Here is a 24,393-nt window from a genome sequence, read left to right on the forward strand (position 1 = left end):
TTTTGATATAAGTATTTATTTTTCTCTATATACTATTCTCCCTTTTGTAAGATCATAAGGTGATAACTCAACCTTAACTCTATCTCCAGGAACTATTTTTATAAAATGTTTTCTCATCTTTCCAGATAGATGAGCTAAAACTAAATGCCCATTTTTAAGTTCTACCCTAAACATTGTGTTAGGGAGAGATTCTTTAACAATCCCTTCAGTTTCAATAGCTTCTTCTTTAGTGTTCAAAATGCCCCCTTGTTATTTATGTAACAGAATCAATTGTACACAATTAGAAGTATCATTGCAATTATTTTTTTATTAAAAATTAATGTACTAGTTTACATTATATGGGATTGTTTATATAATTACACGGAGTTTTTTAAAAATTGTAATTTATTATAGGGAGGTAATATCATGCAGAAAAGTAATTTTGAGCATGAATTTGTTGAAAAGATGCGAAATTTTCTTTTAGAGTCAAAGAAAGAAATATTAAATTCTATAAGATCTGTTGAGGATAGTAAAAGAGAGATCATTAATAATGATATGCATTTAAAGGACATAATTGATATTGCATTTGACAATATGGATGGAAATAATCTTGAAGCTTTAAGTTCAGTTGAGAAAAAGAAGCTGCATTTAATAAATCAGGCGCTTTATCGAATTTCCCAAAATACTTATGGTAATTGTTTAGCATGTGATAAAAGTATTGCAAGAGAAAGACTTGAGGCTATTCCTTATGCATTTTTATGTATAAGTTGTCAGACTAAAAAAGAAAAAAAGAGCAAGAGATCAATCTAATATTTAATTGTTTAAAATTGTAATTTCTACTCTTCGATTTTTTGATGCTAAAGGAGATGAGTTTGCATACTTAGGTTTTTTAGCACCCCATCCTTTAAAAAATATTTGGTTTTTGTTCTTTACTTTCATTTTTAATAAATAGTTTCCAATTGAATGAGCTCTTTTTTCAGACAATGCTTGCATTTCTTGTTCTGTTCCAAACTTTGCTGTATGTCCTTCTATTAAAATATTGTTGTCTTTAAACTTTTCTAATAAATTGGCTATGTGTTTTAGTTTGTTGTATTCTTTTTTAATGATTTGGAAAGAATCAGGGTAGAATTCAATATCTAAGCTTAATTTAATGCCATTTTCGTTTTTTTCTATGTTAATAGAGTCTATCTGTTTTGTGCTGATATATTCTTTAACTTCATGCTCTATTATATTTTCATTTGGTAGCTCAATAGAGATTATTTTCCCAAATGAGTTTCCAGTAATTTTGATATTATTGTTGTCATTTTGCATTTGAAATTCATATGTATCATTATATTTATATATATTTCCTAATTTTGAGTCAAAATAAATTATTTGGTTAACCTTTTGAGAGAATAATATGTTTTTTACGTTATATTTAGACTTATAATTTGATAGAAGTATGTCGTAGTATTTGCCATCTATTTTTTCTTTGCCTTTGTACACATAATTTACATCAAATTTTGTGACAAAATCTTTTATTTCTTGTGAAATCTCAGATGCTTGAATATATTCTTCTGCTGGATATGTCCAAGTTTCATTTACTTTTATGGGTGTTTTTGGGAATCTTGGAATGCCTCTAACAGAAGGTCTTTTTTGAGCATTATTAATTTTATATTCGCCTTGTTTGTTTATGCTAAAATTTCCTTCAAATTCTTCTTTAAGTAAGTAAACATCGCTCTCATTATCTCTTTTTAATACTCTAAAGTAAGATTTGATATCTGCAAAATTATTTTTTACATCTTTTACCTCACTTGAAACTTGGATATTAGTTTTGGTTTTTGAGTTAAATCTTCCATTTAGGTAAATTTCTTGATTATCTGTAGTTTCTATTCTAAATTTAGCTCCTTTAGTATATTTAAATTCTAATATTTCAGATGAAAATGCTAGAGTATTTGTTAAAAGTAGTAATATAACAATTTTAATATTCATTTAACGAATTATATCATAATTGAGATTATGTTTTTTGAAAAATATTTCATTAAATCTTTTGAATAATGCTTTGTGAGTTTTATATTTTAGTTATAATGATTGTATGTGAACGGTTGTTTTAAGATCTTAATTAAATAGTCAATTGTTTTGAGGTATAAAAAATGAAAAGAAAAAGTGGAATTTTGCTAAATATTAGTTCTCTGCCATCTAAATACGGTATTGGTGATTTAGGGAAAGGGGCATATAAATTTATAGACTTTCTTGCCGCTTCATCACAAGGTTATTGGCAGATATTACCTTATTCACCTCCTAATTTTGTGAGGGTTCCTTATTCAAGTTGTTCTGCATTTGCTGGTAATATCAATTATATTGATTTAAATGCTATTGATAAGTTTATTGATATAGACTTAGATACTCTTGAATGCTTGGAAGATAGATATATTGATTATGATAAGTTAAAAGCTAAGGAAGTTGTTTTAAGAAATGCTGCTTTGAATTTTTTGCACAGGGCAACAATTGATGAGATTCATGCATTTGAAAAGTTTAAAAAATCAGCTGATTATTGGCTTTTAGATTTTTCAAGTTTTATTGCTTTTAAAGAGTACTATTCTAAGTTTCAGTCTTCACAGGCTTTTAATCTTTTATTTAGTAGAGAAATTTTAAAAAGGGATGCTAAGGCTTTAGCTGAGCTTAGAGAGATACTTGAGGTTGAAATCAACATTCAACAAGTTTTACAATATTTCTTTTTTTCACAATTTAAAGCTTTAAAAAAATATGCTAATAATGTTGGAATTAAAATAGTAAGTGATATTTCTATTTTTGTGTCTTATGATTCTGCTGATGTTTGGGCGCATCAAAAATATTTTAAATTAAGGTTTGATGCAAGTAAAGATAAAGTAACGGGGATACCCCCTGATTGTTTGTTTAGCAAAAAATATCTTTGGGGCAATGCAGCTTATAATTGGAAAGCTTTAAGAAAAGATAACTATGCATGGTGGATTAATCGTATTGATTTTTTGCGTAAATATGTGGATATTGTTAGAATTGACTATTTTAGAGGATTCGTATCAACTTGGGAGGTTTCTGCAGAAGAATCTTTGCTATTTGGTGGACAATGGGTAAAATGTCCCGGGAAAGATTTTTTTAAACAGGTTCTAAATGAGATTGATGACTTAGAAATTTGGGTTGAAGACCTTGTAAAAGATCGTGGAGATACATTTAGGTTAAGAGATTATTTTGGTTTTCCTGGAACTAAAATGATGCAATGTGCATTTGATTTTGATTCCACAAATATATATCTTCCCCATAATTATATAAGAAATTGTGTTGTTTATACGGGTACTCATGAGAGTAATACTATTCGTGGATTTATTAACTCCGTTGATAATGAGCATAAAAAATATATTTTTGATTATTTCAATACTAGTGAAAATGCTATTGTTTGGGATATGATAAGAGGGGCGATGGCTAGTGTTGCAAATAGTGTAATAATTCCAATGAAAGATTATCTTAATTTGATATCTGATTTTAGTATAAATATGTCTGATGCAATGCTTAACAATTTTAGAATATTAAGTAGTGATTTAAGTGACGATTTAAGCAAAAAGATAAGTGACATTACAAAACTTTATGGAAGAACTTAATAGGAACTTCAATAATTTGTTACAATGATATTTGTTTTTAAATTTATTTTAAAAAAGGCTGGATGTTATTTATATGAAACTTAATACATGTATAATGCTTTTGTATATAATTTGCTTGTTGTTTTCTTCTTTTTTTTTGTGTTTTCATTTGCATTCATTAGACGAGACTAAATATTTTAAGAATGGTGATTTATTTTTTGTTAATAAAGGTGCTTTATATAAAAAACATAATAATTTGATATTTAAGGTTGAACCTAAGGGAGTAGAGACTAGATGGATATATCCGTTTGAAAAACCTGTGTATAAGAGAATAACTTCTATTTATGAAGATTTTTATTCTTCAAATTCCCTTTTGACAACTAATGACTCTGTTTATGTTTCTCATAATTATTTTAAAAGTTTTATAAAATTAGTTGATAATGAGAAATTTAATAAAAATTCTTACATTACATCAAGTGCATTATCTCGAGGAGAATATAAACGTATTGCTATTGGTACTTCTAATAGTGGAATTTATTTAAGTGTTAATGATAATTTGGATTTTAAGAGCTTAAATTCTTTAATTTCTAAGACATATCTGGGTGCTGGTTATTATGATATGGTTAGTGCAATAGAGTTTTCAAGAAACAATGCAAATGAGTTGTACTTTTCCTGTGGAATTTATGGAGATATTATTTTAATTAATACAACTTTAGGGGTTGTTAGGAAGTTGGACTTTCCCTTTAAAAAACAGATAGTGCGTGTTATTGATTTGTCAGATGCAAAAATGGAAAAACTTTTAGTTAGAACTTATGATAATCATTTTTATTCCTATGTTGATGGCAAATGGACTTTTAATAGTCAATTTTCTGTGTATGGAGAAAATTCTGTTGAAAAATTAGAAAGAATGAATCTTGCTTCTAATAAGGGGTCAATTTATTTAACGGCTTACACTCTTAGGAGCAAAACAGCTATTGATGAGAGATTTGAGTTTATAAAAAGATTAGGCATGAATGCTGTTATTATTGATTTTAAAGATGATACTGGTATTTTAACTTATTCAAGTAAATTAGTTTTGCCAAACAAGATAAAGGCTGTTAAAAATTTGATAGATGTTCCTTATATTTTAAATAAAGCAAAAGAACTTGGAATATATGTTATTGCACGAGTTGTTGTGTTTAAAGACGCGAAACTTTATTTTTATAATAATTATGAATATGCTCTTTGGAATAAAAAAACCAATCAGCCTTGGGCAAACCTTGTAAAGGTTGAACATGGTGATTCTTTTAAATTTGTTCAAAAAGAACATTGGGTAGATCTCTTCTTGCAAGACACGTGGGATTATAATTTATCTATTGCAAGAGAAATTCAGTCTCTTGGAGTTGATGAGATTCAGTTTGATTATATTAGATTTCCAACAGATGGACCTGTGTCTCTTATAACTTCAAGATTTAATAAATATAAGATGCGTGCGATTGATGCTCTTGAATCTTTTTTAATTATGGCTAGAAAAAATATTTCTATTCCTATTTCTATTGACATTTACGGAAATAATGGATGGTTTATTACAAATAGTATTGGTCAAAATATTTCTATGATTGCAGATTATGTTGATGTTATTTCTCCAATGTTTTATCCTTCTCATTATACTAGCGATTTTTTAAAGAATGAGTTATACTATACTACAAGAGCTTATAAAATTTATAAGGAAGGAAGTAATAGAGCTGCTGTATTCTCTTCAGGTAAGGTTATAATTAGACCTTATGTTCAAGCTTTTTTGCTTGGTTCTGAGCGCCGTGTAAATAAAGAAGTTTATTTAAAATATTTTTCTCATCAATTAAGAGGCGTTAAGGAATCTTTAGGTAATGGCTTTAGTTTATGGAATGCATCTAATATTTACTATATGGTTAAGAATAATTTAAGCGAATTTTTAAATGTTTGTGGAAGGAAATTTTTTTGGCACATATTCATCTTTTTTGTGTAGTATTTGGTATCTTTTTGTTGTATCTTGGTGGGAATTATCTTTTAAATAGCTCTGTTAACATTGCTACTTATTTTCAAATTCCTAGTCTTTTAATTGGTGTTATAATAGTATCCTTATCAACAAGTGCTCCAGAGCTTTTTACAAGTTTAATAGCATCTCTTAAGGGTAAAAATGAAATTATTGTTTCTAATATCATTGGGAGTAATATCATTAATATGTTGCTTGCGCTTCCCTTAACAGGGGTTTTTTTAAGGATTGAAACTGATTTTAAGAGACTTAAATTTTCTTTTATAATTTTATTTTTATTGATGTTGCTTCTTTTATTGCTTTCTTTTGATTTTGGTACTTTGTCTTTTTTTAAGGTATCTTATTATAGAACCAGTTCATTGGTGATTTTAATTTTATTTTTATCTTATCTATATTTGTTTTACAAAGAAGAGAAAGAATATAATTCTGTTACAAAAAATTTAGAAAATCTTAATTGTAATTATGGGTTTAAGTTTTTATTTTTAAATATTTTGCTCTTATTACTAAGTATATATTTCTTATATTTCGGTTCAAAGTTGTTAATAGATAGTTCAATATACATTGCACACAATGTTTTTAATATTAGTGAGAAAGTGATTGGAATTATTTTTGTAGCTTTTGGGACCAGCATCCCAGAGATTGTCGTTTCTCTTTTTGCAGTAATTAAAAAGGAGTCAGATATTGCCCTTGGTAATATCATTGGAAGTAATATATTTAATATTGGGTTTATTTTATCTATTAGTAGTTTTATAAATCCAGTACTCATGAGTGATATTTATTTGACTGATTTTAGTATCATGTTTGTTGTATCTTTAATATTATTATTCATAGTGAGATTTAGAGGAGTTTTCAGTAGAGGACCTGCTATTCTATTTTTATGTTTATATATTTTATATAATTCATTTTTATTTGGCGTTTTTTAATTCTATTGAATTTATCAATATGTTATTATTGTTTTGTATATGAGGAGCTTGGAAATATAAGATGAAAAAATTACCCGAAATTTTCTATCTCAATGATAAAGAAGTGGATATTTTGATTTCTCAAATAGGGATTTCTTCAGATACTCAAAAAATGATTTTAAGGATTATTTTGGAACACAAGAACAATATTATAGATTATGCTGATTTTATCGAAGATTATTCTGTTAAAATCCGTGCTCTTAAAGGCGAATTGGATTTTTTATTTCGCAAACTTTATGAGGTTAAGAGAGGAATTATTATTAATCAGTCAACATCTAATGGGGAAATGGTACCTTATAAAATAATAATAACAGATGAAAATAGTTATGATTTTTATTATTATGCTATCGAGGATTTGTTTTTAAAGCATTATGTGGGAATAGAACTCTTTAGTACTTTACTTACAATTAAAAATATAGATAAAAATTTATTGGTTTTCGAAAAAGAGTTCGTCATTCTTTCAAATTCAGACATTAATCTTAAATATTTTCAAGAAAATTCTTCATCAAAAAAGATATTTGTGTTGGATTCTTTAATAATTCCATCAGGAAAAGCCTTATATTTTATTGAATTTATGAAGAGAATTTTATTCGGGATTGCTTCTAATAGAATAGTTAAAGATGTTTTTATGAGAGCTAAAAATGTAAAGCTTAATGAATATGATCGAATGTTGGATGAGGGTATGAATGGTGTGGGAGTTGCTTATAGTTTGCTTGTAGGAATTTTAGAAAATAAGGAAGAAATTTTAAATAAAAAAGGCGTTAATATTTCTAAACATTACTTTACTTTTTTAGAAGTATTAAATATTTATATTACTAATGAGAAAAACTTAGGAGAACTTAGAAATTTAGAAAGTATTAAGATTGATGAAACTTTAAAATCAATTGAAAAAACAATAGAGTTTAAACCGAGATTTATTAATATAGAAGAATTTAAAAATATTCTTCAAGAGCATGCTGAGGGATTATCTGATTCTGAATATTTTTTAAAGACGGCTAATGAATACTTTTTTGAGTCGAACATTAAGGGTTCGTTACCTAAGATATTTAGCATTAAACGTGGAATGTATTTATATAAGCCATGTGCCTATTCTATGTTTTTAAAGGAATTCGATCAAATTTTAGTTGATATTAGGGATAAGTTGAGAAATGAATTTGTGAAAATATTTAATAGTGGGAAAAATTCTTCTACTATTTTAACAGAAGAAGGTCTTGAAAAAACATTGATTGAGTTTGTTTCTAATTATGATATAAATGATTATTGTTTAAAAAATAAAGTCGCATTTCTTGATTTTATTGTTTCTCATTATAAACGAGTTTCTAAAACACAAAATATTCAGACGCATCTTAAGGATATAATCAAAACCGAAGCTGCTAAATATTTTAAAAATAGTAATACATTTTTACCACTTTATAAGATTTATAAAGTTGACCTATCTAATCTTTTAGATGCTGCTTATAGAGATTTGCCTTTGTTAAAGAGGCTTATGTTATTATTAACAGGTAGGCAGCAGAGTTATAAAGAGGCTTTATCTAGATTAAATTCTAAGATTGTGGTTAAAGCTCAGCATGAGCTTTTTGATCCAAATGAAAGAGTGAAGAGACAACTAAGCAAAAGACGAAAACAAAGGGAAGAGCTAAGAGAGCAAATTAGGAGTTCTTATGTTAGAAAAGGCAAAACCCCTAAGGAAGCAACCTTAAATAGGGCCTATACTAAAAGTGAACAAGATGAAGCTTGGTTGAAATTTGAAGATAAATTGAATAAGAAATAAATTTTAAAATAAATCTTTAGGTCTTCTTGCTATATTTTTTGAGGTTTGACATTCAGCATAGTGTTTTATTTTACCATTTTCAAATTTAGACTTCATTATAATTTTTCCGCCCCACTTGCTTAACAATTCTTTAGAACCACTTCTTTGAGCATTTTTAGAAATTTTTGCCATCTTAAACTCCTAGTTAAATTAATTTATTGTATAATAAATTTATCAAAATAAGGTTGATTGATCAAGGAATGACTATGTTTTTGGTGATGTTTTTTGTGTCTTGTGCTCTTTTTTCAGAAGAAATTTATTATAGGTTTGCTGATTATGATATTAATTATAGGATAATTGGAAAATATGAGAGCAGTAAAAAAAATGCGGAAGAAGAGTGTGGATATAAATTTACTTATAATGATGGCAAACTTGTATTTGTTGATTATGTTGGCAAACTTAGTATTTTAATTCCTTCTTTTTTTGGTGCAAATCAGATCAAAATAGAATATTTTGAGGATATAGAAAGGAGATTATTTTTAAATGGAGGTTTTGCTGCTAAGAATTTAAAAGATGTTTATGTTGAACAAATAGAATATTTTCCAAATGGCAGACCGAAGAGTATTTTTAATTATAATAAATCTAATGAGATTATAAGAGATAATTATGGAATTGCTTATTATCATTTTATTTACAATGATGATAGTAGTTTTTATGTTTATAGGTTTAGTGAGGTTGGTTTTCAAATTAAAGATTTAAATGATGTTTACTATACTAAAATTATTTATGATGATTCTAATAGGAGGAAAACAGTTTTATATTACGATGATAACAATTATAACATCAAGGCTAAGAATGGAATATATGGTTTTAGGTTAACTTATGACAGTTCACATAATATTATAAAGGAAGAATATTTAGATCCACTAGCTTCTTTGTATGCAAATCCTTTTTCTGTTGCAATAAAGATGTATCGTTATGATTTTGATGGCAAACTCATTGAAATTTTAAATTATGATATTAAAAATAATTTGACTCCCGATGAGAATAATGTAGCAATATATAGATATGAATATAATTTAAAAGAAAAGGATTATTTTTATAAGGAGTATAATTATGATGCTAACAATAATTTAGTCGTTAGTCAGAATGGTTATGCTATTAGAAAAACCATTTTTTATGTGCAAAATAATGAAAAAAGGGTAATAAATTATAGTAATAGAATAAATAAAAATTATAATAGTGATATTTCCGCTAGTTATGAGGAAAAATATGAAATAATGAATAACTTTAAGGGTATTGCAGTTTATAGTTATAAGTATGATAATAAGTTTTATTTGATTGAAAATCTTTTCTTTGATAAAGATTTTAATTTAATTAGTGATTCCAATGGTGTGATGATTTATAAGTATGCTTATAATGAGGATGGTCTTCTTAAATCTCAAGAGCATTATGGGGATTTTGATAATCCTATAGATGATTTTGCAGGTGTTTTTAGATATAAATTTACATATGATGTTAATGGCAATTTGATCTTGAAGAGTAATTATTCTAAGAGTGGGGTTTTGGTTGCAGATCGGAGTGCTATTTTTGAGTATGCTTATGAATATGATAAACAAAATAGACTTATTAGTCGTAAAAATTTTGGCAGTCTCGGCCAGTTACAATATGATATTCACGGTGTTAGTGTGTATAAATATGAGTATAATAAATTTGGCAAGATTTCAAAAAAGACAAATCATGGTCCAGATTTAAAACTAAGAGATGATATTGGGGGAATTTCGGTTTATAAATGGATTTATAATAGTAAAGGAAATTTAGTTGATTTTCAAAAATTTGATTCTTTAGGTAATTTAATATAAATATTTTTTTTTATCATGTTTTCCAATAGAGCAAAGTATTTCATATTTACTCATGCCAGATTCCTTGCTAAGTATATCTAAGCTTAATCTTTCAGAAACAATTTCTACTTTTTCTCCTATGTTAATTTTTAGATCTTTAGGGATTTCTATTATTGAAATGTTCATACATATTTTTCCTCTAATAAAGCATTTTTTATCTCTTATTATACAATAAAAATTGTTAGATGTATTTTGTGGAATTCCATCGGAATATCCAACTGGTAAAAGTCCGATTTGCATATCTTCTTTTGCCGTAAATAGACCAGAGTATGATATTTGTTCTCCCTTTTTTATCTTTTTAAGAAATATAATTTTTGAATATAAGCTTAGTACGGGTTTAAGTTGTAAATTATTGTTTAAGCTATTTGAATTTGGCTTATATCCATATAAAATAAGTCCTGGTCGTATCATATTAAATTTTTCACTTATTGGATAGTTTGTTATGTGTTCTGAGTTAGAAGCATGAATGAATTTTGGTTTTATATTCTTGGTCTTAAGTTCGTTTATAAAATGAACAAATTTTTCGATTTGTGATTGAGTAATTTTCCTATTTTCTGTTGTTGGTAAATGTGTACAAACTCCTTCAAATTCTACTAATTTTGAATTTTGAATTTGAATTGCTAGATTAAGAGCATTTTCTATTTTGATTCCATATCTATTCATTCCAACATCAACTTTTAAATGAACTTTGATTCTTTTATTTTGTTTTCTACATTCTTGTTCTATTAGTGATAGATATTGAGAGTCAGCAACAAAGGGTGTAATATCGAACTTAACTAGATTTTTTATTGCACTTTTATCTGTGTTGATATAAAGTAATACATTTGCCCTTTTGTCTATTTTTTTGATCTTTAAAGCCTCATCTATCCAAAAAATACCAAAATAATTTATCCCTTTTTCTTTTAAAAATTTAAATGTTTGAATAAGTCCATGTCCATATGCATCAGATTTTAGTGTGGCTACTAATTCTCTTTTTTGAATATGATTTTTAATTGCGGTTAAGTTATATTCTAAATTTTTAAAATTTATTATGATCTCTTTATTTTTAGTCATTTTTGTACAGTATACATACATTTGTATGTAGGTGAGTTTATTTTAGTTTTTTTGTCTTTATCTAGAATATCCTTTTGATTTATTTCATTCTCTTGTTTTTTGGAATTATAATTAAGAGTAATTAAAATTGTATGTCATAAGCTAATCTTTAAAGAAAAGGTATTCTTGGTGCAAAAAAATGAATTATTCCAATAATTAATGCTAAGATTCCTATTACTTTTTTATTGCTTTCAATGAAAGATTTAAATTTTCCATATTCTTTATTATTTTGGAGACTTGTGGGCATTTTTTGACTTAAGACGAGGATGAAACCAATAAAAAATAAACTGATAGCAGGAAATAAATTTCCAATTATTGGCAAATCATAAGGTATGATTATTTCAAAGATGCTAGCTATTAAAAATGTTGTGCCAAAAATGCTTTTTACATTTTTGTTATTGTTAATTAAATTTATAAATTCTTCAAAGATAATTAAACACTTAAATCTTTCTCCCAAAATTGGGAATGCTAGCACTATCCCCCCCAAGATATTAAGTAAAACAGATATAAAATATATTTGCAACATCTATTATCCTCCAAGATCTAATCTTTTCCTAAAATATGCCTTATCGCCTTTCTGATTTATTAGCACTATGTTTAATAAACCCTCTTTCCTGTATGCAACATTAGTATATAATGTATAGTTAATCTTGTCTATGTAAATCATATTATTTTCAATAAGTTTATTATCTAAGTATACTTCTATATTGGCTTTTCCTAAGTCTTTCATGTTTTGATTTTTAATATTGATTTTGATATATAGGTTTTCATTTCTTATTTTATGTTCTATTGTGATGGTAGGTCTATATTTACTTTCTAATTTTTGTAGTTTAGGAATTAATACAATTTTGATAATAATTAGTATGATGACAAAGATTATTCCCAGAGTTAGATTTTTTTTTAGTCTTTGTTTATTATTATTTTGTATTTTACTTTTGCAATTCTTATTTTTCATAAATGTTGACTTCTAAATTACCTCATAGTTTAAGTAAAGTATTTAAATTCCACCAATAGACGCTGACCCCACTTTTTTCTCCATAAAGTATACTAAGTATTCCATCCTTAGATAGGCTTTCAGCAAGAAATTCAAGGTTCGGTGGTTCGATTAAGAGCATTTGTTCTTTTATTTTGCCCTTATTATCCAATTTCCATATTAAAATATTAGACAGGTTCCTCATGTTAGTGGATGCTATTATTTTATCTTTTTGAATTCCAATGATATTTATAAAACTTTCTTGTTGATCATCTAATAAGTTTTGGGGTAGTGTGATTTTATTTTTTATTTCAAATTCTTTATTTTTGTTTAAGCTCATTGTATAAAAATATTGGTTTTTGATCCTTACTCCAAGGTCGTTAATGTTTTCATTGGTTCTAATGTTTTCATAATGAGTTGTCTTTACATAAATGATTTTTTTGTTTACCTCAAAAAATACTTTATCTATTGATATGTTATATTTTTTTTTCTCTTCTTCCGGTATTTGTAGTATGTTTGTATTAACATAAATTTTATATAGGGGTGAGAGATCTTTATCGTAGGAGTATATTATATATCCTTCATTAGATATAGTTATTATTGCTATGTTGTTTTTGTCGTCAATATTGATATCGTAAACTTGTGGAAATAATGTTCCATTCCGTCCTTCTTGTCCCAATACTTCTACAGATGAATCTTTATTTAAAATAAATATTCGTGTAGAATATGATATATTTTCTCTCTCATCAAATTTAGATTTCTTATTATTTAGCTTATCTGATACTACAATAAAGTCTTTTGATGGATAAATTGCCTTAATATTTTCAAAATCTACTTTTTTGATTTTAAGGTCAAAATTTGTTTTGAATATGCCATTTTGGTAAGTTTGAATTAATTTTCCATAAGAATTAAAAATCATAAGTTTATTTGCTTTTGCTTCTACAATGTATACAAGTCCATTGTATGTTTTGATATCAAAGCTTGAATTGGTAAATTTGCTTACAAGTGGTGTTATTTCTCCAGGTAAGGTTCCAAATGGTATTTTAAATTGTTGTTCTCCAGCTTCGTTTAAAGTTTTGGTATTACATGATATAATCATAAAAAATAGATTTAAATGAATTTTATAAAACTTTTTCATGTTTTAGATGTTATTATTTTAAATAGTTGAAAGTCAATTATTTTAGGAGAATTGATACCTAATATGTTAAGAGCGATATTTGAAGCAACTATTGGTTCAAAAAGTAAAAGAGATCTAAAAAGTTATTTTCCTACTTTGAGAACTATTAATAAGCTTGAATCTTGGGCATTGTCTTTATTAGATGAAGATTTTGCTATGGAAACAGAAAAATTTAGAGATGAACTTAAGGAGGGTAAAACTTTAGAAGATATTTTAGAGAGAGCATTTGCACTATCTCGAGAAGCTGCTAGAAGGCGACTTAAGGAGAGACCTTATGATGTTCAACTTATTGCTGGACTTGCCCTCCATCAGGGTAAAATAATAGAGATGAAGACGGGAGAAGGTAAAACTTTATCTTCAGTTCAGGCTGCTTACCTTAATAGTTTAACGGGTGATGGTGTTATTATCGTTACAGTTAATGATTATCTTGCAGAGCGTGATTCAAATTGGATGAAACCGGTTTTTGAGCTTTTAGGAGTGAGTGTTGGTGTTGTGTTGTCTAATATGGATTCTGCTAGACGCAAGGCAGAGTATGATAAAGATATTACTTATGTTACAAATAATGAGCTTGGATTTGATTATTTAAGAGATAACATGTGTTTTGATTTATCTCAAAAATCTTTAAGAAATTTTAATTATTGTATTATCGATGAGATTGATTCTATTTTGATTGATGAGGCTAGAACCCCTTTAATTATTTCAGGTTCTACAGAAGGAGATACTAGTGCTTATCTTGAGGTCAATTCTCTTGTTTCACTTTTAAAAGAATGCTCTAAAGATCCAAAAACTGGAGATTATCCTTTAGAGATAGATGAACTTGATGGGGATTATACGATTGATGAAAAGGGTAAGAGAGTATCTTTTACGGCAAATGGTTTAAATAATCTTGAACAAATTTTGGTTTCAAAAGGCATAATTAAGGGATCTATGTATGTTGATTCTAATTTTAATTATGTTCATTATATGACTCAAGCATTAAAAGCCCATTTACTTTTTTTAAAGGACAGAGAATATATTGTTGGGGATTCTGGGGTTGAAATTGTTGATGAGTTTACAGGTCGTATTTTGAAAGGACGCAGATATTCTGATGGATTGCATCAGGCTATTGAGGCTAAGGAAGGTGTTAAAGTTGCAAGTGAAAATAAAATTATGGCAACGATTACATTTCAAAATTTGTTTAGGATGTTTAAAAAAATTTCTGGCATGACTGGTACGGCTGACACAGAGGCAAAAGAATTTCATAAAATATATAATCTTGATGTTATAGTTGTTCCAACTAATAAATTGGTAGCAAGAATAGATGAGGATGATATTATTTATTACACTGAGGAATTTAAATTTAAAGCAATTACAGATGAAGTTTATGAGGCTTATAAGAAAGGACAACCTGTGCTTGTTGGGACAGTTTCTATTGAAAAATCTGAAATCCTCTCAAATATGTTTAAAAATAAAGGTATTAAGCATGAAGTTTTAAACGCAAAGAATCATTTTCGTGAAGCGTTAATTATTGCTGAAGCAGGAGCAAAACATTCTGTTACAATTGCAACTAATATGGCTGGACGTGGTACTGACATTAAGCTTGGTGGTAATCTTGAGCATCGAGTTCGTAAAAAGTTTGGGACGAATATGAGTCTTGAAGAGTTTCAAAAGGCTATGCAAAATGAGAAAGAAAAGTATCTTGAAGATTATGAGGAAGTAAAGGCTCTTGGTGGGCTTTATGTTATTGGTAGTGAACGCCATGAGTCAAGAAGAATAGATAATCAACTTAGGGGACGAGGAGGGAGACAGGGAGATCCTGGTCGGTCAAGGTTTTATGTATCTCTTGAAGATGATCTAATGCGGCTTTTTGCAGGTGATAATTTGAGAGCTTTGATGGGAAAACTTGGAATGGCAACAGGTGAGCCTATTGCACATTCTTTGTTAACGAAGTCTTTAGTTAATGCACAAAAGCGTGTGGAAGATAGAAATTTTGAGATTAGAAAACACCTCTTAGAGTATGATGATGTTATAACAAAGCATAGAGAGTTTATTTATTCTCAAAGAAATTTAATTCTTGTTGATAATAATATTAAGGAACGTATTCTTCTCTCTTTAAGAGAATATCTTGATTTTTTATTTGATCAAATTAAGGGAGAAGTGGTTACGAGTTCTGTATTAAATGAGATAAATTCAATTTTTGCTTATATGATGGAAAGTGTTGGTTCTGTTGAAACCATGAATATTGTGGATTTGAAAAATAAGTTAATGGAAATTGCAAGGGCTAATTTAGATGCAAAGGAAGAATTAATTGGAGTTGAATTTTTTAATGAATTTTTAAAACATGAATATTTAAGGAATATTGACTTTAAGTTTCAAGATCATCTTGCAAATCTTGATTCTTTAAGAGAATCGGTTTACTTGAGATCTTATGCTAATAAAAATCCAATTACTGAATATAAGGAAGAAGGTTTTGCGATTTTTAGTGAACTTGTTAAAGATATAAAGGTTGAAACTTTAAGGCGAACTTTGCAGGTAAGAGTGGATGTTGATTCTAGTAGTTATAAAAATAAAAAGCCTAAAAATATTCGTGCTACTCATAAGGAATTTGCAGGCATTGCCTCGGTAGACAAAGGTAATACAGTAGGAGTTCAAATAATTAGAAGTACTCCTAAAATTGGAAGGAATGAACCTTGTTATTGTGGCAGTGAAAAAAAATATAAAAATTGTCATGGGAAAAGCTAAAAAGGAGGATTTTATGTTTAAATTACCAGAACTTGGTTATGCTTATGATGTTTTAGAGCCATACATTGATGCTAAGACAATGGAAATTCATCATAGTAAACATCATAATGCATATACAGCAAATTTAAATTCTGTTCTTGAAAAGATAGAAATAAATTATTCTCAGGATATTGAAAATATATTAAAAAATATTCATCGATTTCCCAAAGAGTTCCAAGCAGCTATTAGGAATAATGCTGGTGGGTATTCTAATCATACTTTGTATTTTAGGATTTTAAAACCTGGGAACAAAGATAATATTTTAGAAAATTTTGAAGAACATGTAAATGTTACTTTTGGTAGTCTTGATAATCTTAAGATGGCTTTAAGAGATGCAGCTATTAGTATTTTTGGAAGTGGTTGGGCTTGGTTAGTTATTCATGCAAATAAAGAATTGCAAATAATATCAAGACCAAATCAGGACAGTCCTTTGATGGAAGACTATAAACCTATTTTAGGTATTGATGTTTGGGAACATGCTTATTATCTTAAATATCAAAATAAAAGAGTTGAGTATGTTGATGCATTCTTTAAGGTTTTAAATTGGGAAGAGGTTTCAAGAGTATATAATGAAATCATAGAATAATGTTATTTTAAGCGTTTCGTAAACTAGGCTTAAAGAGCTTATGTCTTGTGCTTAGTTTATGTTATATTTACTATTTTTAGAAATTAATAACGTTTATATTTCATTATTAAAATTATCTCTTTCGATATCATTAAAATACTTTACTGTGCCGATTTTTAGTTCATACGTTGCAGCTTCGTCTGATACTATGATTGCGTTTTTATGTAACTGTAGAGCACTAATTGTCCACATATGATTTACTCCTTTTTCAATAGCATGTTTTAAGGCTCTTGCTTTACTGTGTCCATTTACTATAATCATCACTTCTTTTGAATCCATAATTGTTCCTACTCCTACTGTTAAGGCACTTTTGGGAACTTTATTAATATCATTTTCAAAAAACCTTGAGTTTGCGATAATTGTATCTTGAGTTAAAGTTTTAATTCTTGTTTTTGAGCTTAGTGATGATCCAGGTTCATTAAAGGCAATATGACCATCAGGTCCAATTCCTCCCACAAAAAGCATAATGCCACCGTAAGATTTAATTTTGTTTTCATATTCTTCACATTCATTTATAAGATTAGTAGCATTACCATTTAACATGTGTATATTTTCTTTTTTGATATCTATATGTGAAAAAAAGTTGTTCCACATAAATGAGTGATAGCTTTCAGGATGATTTTTATCTAATTTTATGTATTCATCCATATTAAATGTGACTACATTTTCAAATGAAATTTTTCCAAGTTTATTCATTTCAATTAAATGTTTATACATTCCAATTGGTGAGCTACCTGTTGGGAGCCCTAAAATGAATGGTTTTTCTTTTGTTGGTGAAAACTTTTTTATTCTCATAGCTACATGATTAGCAGCCCATTTTGAAATATCATTATAGTTAGATCTAATAATTAATCTCATTTATTGCTCCTTATATTTATAAATGAATAAAATCAAAGTTTATTGAAAATGATTTTTGATTCTATCATTGTTAATTTTAAATCTAAGTCTTTGTCAAGGACATTGATATTTGCATCATAACCATGACATATTAATCCTTTTTTTTCAATATTAATTATCCTTATTGGATTGTATGAACTTGTTTGAATGGCATCGCTTAGGCTATATCCAAATTCTACTAAATTTTTAATGCCTTGTATCATTGTGAGAGCTGATCCTGCGATTGTGTCGTTTTCTACAATATGAAATAATCCGTCATCGTTAAGGTATACTTCTTCTCCATTAGCTATTAATTTTCCAGATGGTTGTAGTGTTGGAGTTAATCCATCAGTTACAAGCACTAATTTGCTTATGTCTTTAAGTTTTCTAAGCATTAAAACAAGTTTTGGATGAATATGATATCCATCAGCAATAATTTCACAAGATACATCCCCATGGATTAAAGTTGCTCCTATTGCATTTGGATTTCTGTGATCAAGTTTTGACATTGCGTTGAAAAAGTGTGTTGTGTGAAGTATGCCTACTTGAAAGCCCTCAATCATATTTTCATATTTTGCATTAGTATGTCCTGCTTGAAGTGTGATGTTGTTTTCCATGCAAAACATTGCAAGCTCTCTCATGCCTTTAAGTTCAGGTGCAACGGTCATTGTTGCAATATTTGTTCTTTTTCTTCCAAACGAATCCGTAAAGGTACCCCCCGCGGCGTCTATGAATTTTTTCATAACCTCAATGCTTGGTTGTTGGAGATAGGAGGTAGGATGTGCGCCTTTTTTTTCAGAAGAGAAAAATGGTCCTTCAAGATGAAGTCCTAAGATTTTTGCACCCTTTTCTTTGCCTATTGCTTTTGTACATGCTTTGATTGTTTCAATCATTTCTTCAGTTGGACGTGGGTATAGCGTTGGTAGAAATCCTACTACTCCATACTTTGCTAAATATTGGGACATTTTAATTATTGAGTCTGTTGAGCATTGGTCGGTTCCGTATCCGTGAAATCCATGTATGTGATTGTCATAAAGACCAGGTGTGATATAGTTGCCTTTAACATCAATCATTTCATAGTTTTGTAAATCAATTTTTTCAAGTCGATTAGCTGTTACGATATCAAAGATTTTACTGTCTTTAATAAGGACTGCTGAATTGTCTATTTTATCATTTCCTGTTAGAACAGATTTTGAATTGAACAAACAAAAATTTGGCATATTTACGCTCCTATAAACCTAAATTTTACTATAAGCAAATATCTTTTTTAAAGATGCTTGTTTTTTATTTGTCTTTTAATGGGAGGTTGGTTGTTAGTTTTGACTGTAAGGTATGATTTTGTGTGTAAAAATTTATGTTTTTTATGTTAAAATTTCCAATTAAGGAGTGTTGTAATGTCTTCTGGATTTTTTGTTCCAGGTGTGGATAATAAATATAATACTAAAGAAATCCGTGAATCAATGCTTAAATCTGATAAGGCCAAGATAGATTCATCTGTAAAAAAGCTTGAAAACTTAGAGCAAGAGAAACGAGCTTGGCAGATGGTTAATAAAAAGATCTCTACTTTAAATTCACTTGCAAGGCAGATTACATCTTTTAATAGTCCTTTTAATTACATGTCAGGTAATTCTAGTAATAATGATATTCTCTCTTTATCTGCTCGTTATGGAGCTAAAAATGAAACTTATAAAATTGATGTTAATCAGATAGCAAGTTCCGATATTTTTTTATCTGCGAATTTCAAACAAAAGGAGATTAGTATTCCTTCAGGAGACTATGTGTTTTTAATTGGTAATAAAGAGATTAAGATTAGGAATAATGGAGATATTGAATCTCTTGTAAAGGATATTAATAATCGAGGAAAAGGGTTTTTATCTGCTAAAATTGTAAGAAGTGATAGTGCTGGAAATAGTAGGTTGATTTTGCGGTCTTTAAAGGAAGGTGAAAACAATAAACTTATCATGAAAGGTGAGGCTTTAAAGCTTGCTAAACAGATAGGTATTTTAAGTGAGCTTACAACAAATTTTAGTCCTAATTTAACAGAAATTATTAATAGTCAACAAAGTAGTAGTAATAAAATTTTTCTTGATAAGAATGATATTGTATTAGAGCCTCTCTCAGAAATTTCAATAAGTATTCCAGAAAATATTGAGGTTAGTAGTAGAAGTAAAATTAGATTTGAAATTAAATATTATGATTCAGGTGATAAAGGTATTTTAAACGAGATTGTTTTTAATCCTGGAGAGGCTACATTTGAGGATGCTAAGGTTGAGGGTGAAGATAGTATAATTAATCTTGAATCTGAGTATAAACTTCCTTTGAAAGAGAGAAAGTATATTCAGATGAATATGATTAAAATTCATAGTAGTACAAAATCTTTGGAATTGCCGCCAATAAATGTTGCAAGTGATTTTGAAAAAGCCGAGGTTGAAATTGGTTCACTTTTGGATTTAAAGGAGATCAACATCGAAAATAAAGTTAATAATAAGGCTTTTGTTATTCGCAATATTGAGATCTTTGATCCAAAGAATAGAGATGGGTTCTTGCCAATAAATGCCAAGAGCTTTGCAGAAAATGCAAAGGTGAAGTTTGATGGAGTTGATGTTGAGCGTGATTCGAATACTGTTAATGATTTAATTCCGAATGTTACATTGAATTTAAAACAAGCATCAGATGATACTATTGTTGTTCGAGTTGAACCTGATTATGAGGGAATTAAAAAACTTTTATTAGATTTTTTGGTAGCTTATAATCAAGTTATTGCTGAAATTAATGTTGTAAGTTCAAATGAGAGTAATTTAGAAGGTCAAAAATCAGATATACTTGAAGAATGGTCATATTTTAGTGATGAAGAGAGGGAAGAAGCTTATAAGAATTTGGGAATCCTTAGGGCGGAGTTTGCATTAAAAAATCTTAGATCAAGATTAGAATTAATCATGTTTAATTCTTATAGGACTAATGATCCTAATTTTTCAATTATCAATCAAATAGGGGTTTTTACTAATTCTATATCTTCATCAGGGGGGCTTTCGCGTTATTTAGGGCTTGACGAGAAAAAATTTAATGAAATAATACAAAATAATATTAATTCAGTCAAGGAACTTTTTGCAGTTGATTTTAATGATGACCGTATTTATGATGATGGACTTGCTAAGATGCTTGGCGATTATCTATCTCCTTTGATAAGTTCTGGAGGATTTATTTCTAATAAGATTAAAAATTATGATCTCAAAATTCCCAATCAGAAAAATGTTGTTGAAGATTATAAAAAGAAGTATGAGGAAAGAGAACAGAAGGTTGAAGGAGAGCTTAATACTTTGGATTTCACTGTAAAGCGTATGAAGGAGCAAGAGGAAATCCTTAAGTCTTTAAATTTGCAGAGGCAAAACAGATAACAAATTTAAATTAATATTGTATTTATTTTTTTCTTGTTTTTGTGATATCCTTTTAAAAAGACAAATGGATTTGTCTAAAATGTCAAAAATTATATTAATTTATCACGGAGGAAATGATATATGATCATAAATCATAATACGTCAGCTATAAATGCTTCAAGAAATAATAGCATTAATGCTGCTAATCTTAGCAAAACTCAAGAAAAACTTTCTAGTGGGCATAGAATTAATCGTGCATCTGATGATGCTGCTGGAATGGGTGTTGCAGGAAAGATTAATTCTCAAATTAGAGGATTATCTCAGGCTTCTAGAAATACTTCAAAGGCTATAAATTTTATTCAAACAACAGAAGGGAATTTAAATGAAGTAGAGAAAGTATTAGTAAGAATGAAAGAACTTGCTGTTCAGTCTGGTAATGGTACATATTCAGATGCAGACAGAGGTTCTATTCAAATTGAAATTGAGCAACTTACAGATGAAATTAACAGAATTGCTGATCAAGCTCAATACAACCAAATGCATATGTTGTCCAACAAGTCAGCTGCTCAAAATATAAAAACAGCTGAAGAACTTGGAATGCAACCTGCAAAAATTAACACACCAGCATCATTAGCTGGATCACAAGCTTCATGGACATTAAGAGTACATGTGGGTGCAAATCAGGATGAAGCAATTGCTGTTAATATTTATGCAGCTAATGTTGCAAACCTTTTTGCAGGTGAAGGTGCGCAGGTTGCTCCAGCTCAGGAAGGTGTGCAACAAGAGGGAATTCAAGCTGCTCCAGCACCAGCAGCAGCTCCAGCTCAAGGTGGGGTTAATTCTCCAGTTAATGTTACAACTACTGTTGATGCTAATATGTCACTTTCAAAGATAGAAAATGCTATTAGAATGGTAAGTGATCAAAGAGCAAATCTTGGTGCTTTCCAAAACAGACTTGAGTCTATTAAGGCTAGCACAGAATATGCTATTGAAAACTTAAAATCATCTTATGCTCAAATTCAAGATGCAACAATGACAGATGAAATTGTTGCATCTACAACTAACAGCATTTTGACACAATCCGCAATGGCTATGATTGCACAAGCAAATCAAGTGCCTCAATATGTATTATCATTGCTTAGATAAATTTGATTTTCAATAAGGGTCTCTTAAAAGACCCTTATTTTTATTTGTGTCAATCAAAATTCTGATATTTTAGTATAATTAGTATTGATTTATATGGAATTATAATGTTTTACATTAGGAGTTTGCTTTGTCTAAGACTAGTGTTAAAGTCAGGAACCTTTATAAAACATTTTCTTATAATAAAAATAAAAAACAAATAATTAAGGCTATAAAGAGTTATGAGAGTGGTAAAGATAGATCTGACATTTACAAAGAATTTTCTGTTTTTATTGCAAATGCAAATATCAGCCTTGATGTTTATGAGAATGAAATTTTAGTTATTATGGGTATGTCAGGTTGTGGTAAATCTACTTTTGTTAGATGTTTGAATGGTATACACAAAGTCGATTCTGGGTCTATTTTGGTGGATAATGTTGAAATAAATGATATTAAACAAAAAGCACTCTCTGCTTTAAGAAAAGATAAATTTGCCATGGTTTTCCAAAATTTTGGGCTTTTTCCACATATGAATGTTTTAAGGAATGTGACTTATGGACTTGAAGTTAAAAATATTCCTAAAAAAACTAGGATTCAAAGAGCCCTTGATATTTTAAAACTTGTGGGTCTTGAAGATTCTGAATATAAATATATAAATGAGCTTTCAGGTGGAATGAAACAAAGAGTAGGCATAGCACGAGCTTTAGTGGTTAACCCTGATATCCTTTTAATGGATGAGGCTTTTTCAGCTCTTGATCCTTTAATGAGAGGAGAAATGCAATGTGAACTTTTAAGGTTGGTAGACAAATTAAAAAAGACGGTTGTATTTATTACTCATGATTTGATTGAAGCTTTTAAATTGGGCAATAGAATTGCTTTTATGAAGGATGGTGAGATTGTTCAGGTGGGTAGGCCCTTAGAAATATTAAGAGATCCTAAAACTGATTTTATAGCTAATTTTATTAAAAATCTTCCCGTTTTAAATATTTTAAAAATTAAGGATATTATTAAAATGGATTTTACTCTTAATGGTGATACTGATAAATGTAATGTTATTCTTGAAAAAGAGAATAATAATTTTAATTTGTATGATTTGTCTGTTAATAAAAAATGTAATAATCTTGTTTCTTTAAATTTAGGTTTAGATAATGAGATCAAAAGTGTTGTTAAGTATTTAAATAAATTGGATTATTTGATTATAAAAGGAGATCAAGATGATATTATTGGATACATTGATTTAGGGGAGATTGCTGGTTTATTGGCGAGATAATTATTTATGAATAGAGATTTTATAGTTGCTAATATAGATAAGGCTTTTAATTTTTTAGTTGACAATTTTTCGGATTCTAACGGTATAGGGTTTGCGAAAATCGTAATTTTTTTTTATGACAATTTGAAAAAGTTGTTTCTTTTAATTAATCCTGTTTTTTTTATTATTCTAATTTGTGTTTTAAGCTTTTTATTTTTAAAGAAAAGATTAGCTCTTTTAATTATGTTAGGTTTTTGCTTTATTTTATATTTTAATCTTTGGGAAGTTTCAATGGATACGATATCAATTATTTTTGTGTCTGTGTTCTTTTCGGTAATTTGGGGAATTTTAATAGGTATTTTAGGTGGATATTATTCAAAATTTTATGTATTTTTAAAACCATTGCTTGATTTAATGCAAGCAATGCCTCCGTTTATTTATTTAATACCAGCTATACCTTTTTTTGGTATGGGTACATCTTCAGCTATTTTTGCTACAATAATTTTTGCAATGCCTCCAGTTATTAGATATACAAGACTAGGGATTATTCAAGTTCCAGGTGAGGTCATTGAGGCTGCAAAGTCTTTTGGAAGTAGTAATATTCGTATCCTTTTTCAGATCCAGTTGCCATTGGCTCTTCAAAGCATAGTAGAGGGAATTAATCAGTCAATAATGATGGCAATATCTATGATAGTAATCGCGGCAATGGTTGGTTCATCAGGACTTGGTAGAACTGTAATATATTCTGTTGAGAGATTGCATTTTGGTGAAGGCTTAATATCTGGATTAGCTGTTGTAGTAATAGCTATTATTTTGGATAGAATTATGCAGGCTATTTTTATCAAGTTTAGTTACTTAAATACTGATAATTATGGAGTGAAAAAAGAAAATAAGTTTAAAAGATTTTTGGAAATGTATAATAAATAATATTTTATTTTTGTGTAAGTAG

The 24,393-nt window shown here is 28.4% G+C and carries 21 protein-coding genes; 12 read left to right on the plus strand and 9 right to left on the minus strand.

All coding sequences use genetic code 11. The annotated features are described in order from the left end of the window. Positions 1-15 precede the first annotated feature (15 nt). Positions 16-237: a translation initiation factor IF-1 gene (infA, locus tag QMG63_RS03625; protein ID WP_011772125.1), complete on the minus strand. Its 222-nt coding sequence runs from the start codon at positions 235-237 to the stop codon at positions 16-18. 168 nt (positions 238-405) lie between these two features. Between infA and QMG63_RS03630 the strand changes: the two genes are divergently transcribed. Beyond that, positions 406-789: a TraR/DksA family transcriptional regulator gene (locus QMG63_RS03630; protein WP_281861789.1), complete on the plus strand. Its 384-nt coding sequence runs from the start codon at positions 406-408 to the stop codon at positions 787-789. A gap of 3 nt (positions 790-792) precedes the next feature. Here QMG63_RS03630 and QMG63_RS03635 read toward each other — a convergent pair whose 3' ends face one another. Beyond that, complete coding sequence (locus QMG63_RS03635; RefSeq protein WP_281861791.1) at positions 793-1,950, minus strand: OmpA family protein; 1,158 nt, start codon at positions 1,948-1,950, stop codon at positions 793-795. A gap of 161 nt (positions 1,951-2,111) precedes the next feature. Between QMG63_RS03635 and malQ the strand changes: the two genes are divergently transcribed. The 4 genes from malQ (at position 2,112) to QMG63_RS03655 (ending at position 8,316) form a co-directional block, all read left to right on the plus strand. Continuing rightward, on the plus strand, positions 2,112-3,593 hold the full coding sequence (gene malQ / locus QMG63_RS03640; RefSeq protein ID WP_281861793.1) for a 4-alpha-glucanotransferase: 1,482 nt from the start codon (positions 2,112-2,114) through the stop codon (positions 3,591-3,593). A 67-nt stretch (positions 3,594-3,660) separates the two neighbouring features. Further along, the gene (locus QMG63_RS03645) at positions 3,661-5,556 is read left to right on the plus strand and encodes a putative glycoside hydrolase (RefSeq protein ID WP_425592811.1); all 1,896 of its coding nucleotides are present in this window, start codon (positions 3,661-3,663) and stop codon (positions 5,554-5,556) included. Beyond that, a complete protein-coding gene (locus tag QMG63_RS03650; RefSeq protein ID WP_281861795.1) occupies positions 5,529-6,506 on the plus strand; it encodes a calcium/sodium antiporter in 978 nt (325 codons plus the stop codon). The genes QMG63_RS03645 and QMG63_RS03650 overlap by 28 nt, the downstream gene beginning before the upstream one ends. A 61-nt stretch (positions 6,507-6,567) precedes the next feature. Further along, positions 6,568-8,316: a hypothetical protein gene (locus QMG63_RS03655; protein ID WP_281861797.1), complete on the plus strand. Its 1,749-nt coding sequence runs from the start codon at positions 6,568-6,570 to the stop codon at positions 8,314-8,316. Between the two features lie 3 nt (positions 8,317-8,319). Here QMG63_RS03655 and QMG63_RS03660 read toward each other — a convergent pair whose 3' ends face one another. Beyond that, on the minus strand, positions 8,320-8,487 hold the full coding sequence (locus QMG63_RS03660) for a hypothetical protein (protein ID WP_281861799.1): 168 nt from the start codon (positions 8,485-8,487) through the stop codon (positions 8,320-8,322). Between the two features lie 74 nt (positions 8,488-8,561). Here QMG63_RS03660 and QMG63_RS03665 point away from each other — a divergent pair, with 74 nt between their 5' ends. Next, positions 8,562-10,157, plus strand: a complete 1,596-nt coding sequence (locus tag QMG63_RS03665) for a hypothetical protein (protein WP_345741256.1) — start codon at positions 8,562-8,564, stop codon at positions 10,155-10,157. Here QMG63_RS03665 and alr read toward each other — a convergent pair. The 4 genes from alr to QMG63_RS03685 form a co-directional block, all read right to left on the minus strand. Beyond that, entirely contained in the window at positions 10,149-11,249 is a 1,101-nt protein-coding gene (gene alr, locus QMG63_RS03670) for an alanine racemase (protein ID WP_281861801.1), read from the minus strand. The genes QMG63_RS03665 and alr overlap by 9 nt on opposite strands. 148 nt (positions 11,250-11,397) lie before the next feature. After that, the gene (locus QMG63_RS03675; protein ID WP_281861803.1) at positions 11,398-11,814 is read right to left on the minus strand and encodes a hypothetical protein; all 417 of its coding nucleotides are present in this window, start codon (positions 11,812-11,814) and stop codon (positions 11,398-11,400) included. 3 nt (positions 11,815-11,817) lie between these two features. Beyond that, the gene (locus QMG63_RS03680) at positions 11,818-12,243 is read right to left on the minus strand and encodes a hypothetical protein (protein ID WP_281861805.1); all 426 of its coding nucleotides are present in this window, start codon (positions 12,241-12,243) and stop codon (positions 11,818-11,820) included. A 22-nt stretch (positions 12,244-12,265) separates the two neighbouring features. Further along, a complete protein-coding gene (locus tag QMG63_RS03685; protein ID WP_281861807.1) occupies positions 12,266-13,399 on the minus strand; it encodes an LIC_12708 family protein in 1,134 nt (377 codons plus the stop codon). A gap of 63 nt (positions 13,400-13,462) precedes the next feature. Between QMG63_RS03685 and secA the strand changes: the two genes are divergently transcribed. Continuing rightward, on the plus strand, positions 13,463-16,159 hold the full coding sequence (gene secA, locus QMG63_RS03690; protein WP_281861809.1) for a preprotein translocase subunit SecA: 2,697 nt from the start codon (positions 13,463-13,465) through the stop codon (positions 16,157-16,159). A 13-nt stretch (positions 16,160-16,172) separates the two neighbouring features. Further along, positions 16,173-16,784 carry a superoxide dismutase gene (locus tag QMG63_RS03695; protein ID WP_281861810.1) on the plus strand — a complete coding sequence of 204 codons (612 nt, stop codon included), beginning with the start codon at positions 16,173-16,175 and terminating at the stop codon, positions 16,782-16,784. Positions 16,785-16,877: 93 nt separating this feature from the next. Here the strand turns inward: QMG63_RS03695 and nagB are convergent, their stop codons facing one another. Further along, positions 16,878-17,681 carry a glucosamine-6-phosphate deaminase gene (gene nagB, locus QMG63_RS03700; protein WP_281861811.1) on the minus strand — a complete coding sequence of 268 codons (804 nt, stop codon included), beginning with the start codon at positions 17,679-17,681 and terminating at the stop codon, positions 16,878-16,880. Between the two features lie 32 nt (positions 17,682-17,713). Further along, a complete protein-coding gene (nagA, locus tag QMG63_RS03705; RefSeq protein ID WP_281861813.1) occupies positions 17,714-18,919 on the minus strand; it encodes an N-acetylglucosamine-6-phosphate deacetylase in 1,206 nt (401 codons plus the stop codon). Between the two features lie 174 nt (positions 18,920-19,093). Between nagA and fliD the strand changes: the two genes are divergently transcribed. From fliD to QMG63_RS03725, 4 genes are all read left to right on the plus strand, one after another. Continuing rightward, positions 19,094-21,094 carry a flagellar filament capping protein FliD gene (gene fliD, locus QMG63_RS03710; RefSeq protein WP_281861815.1) on the plus strand — a complete coding sequence of 667 codons (2,001 nt, stop codon included), beginning with the start codon at positions 19,094-19,096 and terminating at the stop codon, positions 21,092-21,094. A gap of 120 nt (positions 21,095-21,214) precedes the next feature. Then, positions 21,215-22,219, plus strand: a complete 1,005-nt coding sequence (locus tag QMG63_RS03715) for a flagellin N-terminal helical domain-containing protein (protein ID WP_281861817.1) — start codon at positions 21,215-21,217, stop codon at positions 22,217-22,219. A gap of 127 nt (positions 22,220-22,346) precedes the next feature. Then, a complete protein-coding gene (locus tag QMG63_RS03720) occupies positions 22,347-23,465 on the plus strand; it encodes an ATP-binding cassette domain-containing protein (RefSeq protein WP_281861819.1) in 1,119 nt (372 codons plus the stop codon). Positions 23,466-23,471: 6 nt separating this feature from the next. After that, positions 23,472-24,371: an ABC transporter permease gene (locus tag QMG63_RS03725; RefSeq protein WP_281861821.1), complete on the plus strand. Its 900-nt coding sequence runs from the start codon at positions 23,472-23,474 to the stop codon at positions 24,369-24,371. Positions 24,372-24,393 lie beyond the last annotated feature (22 nt).

It is taken from the genome of Candidatus Borrelia fainii, assembly GCF_027925085.1.
GTDB classification, from domain to species: domain Bacteria; phylum Spirochaetota; class Spirochaetia; order Borreliales; family Borreliaceae; genus Borrelia; species Borrelia turicatae.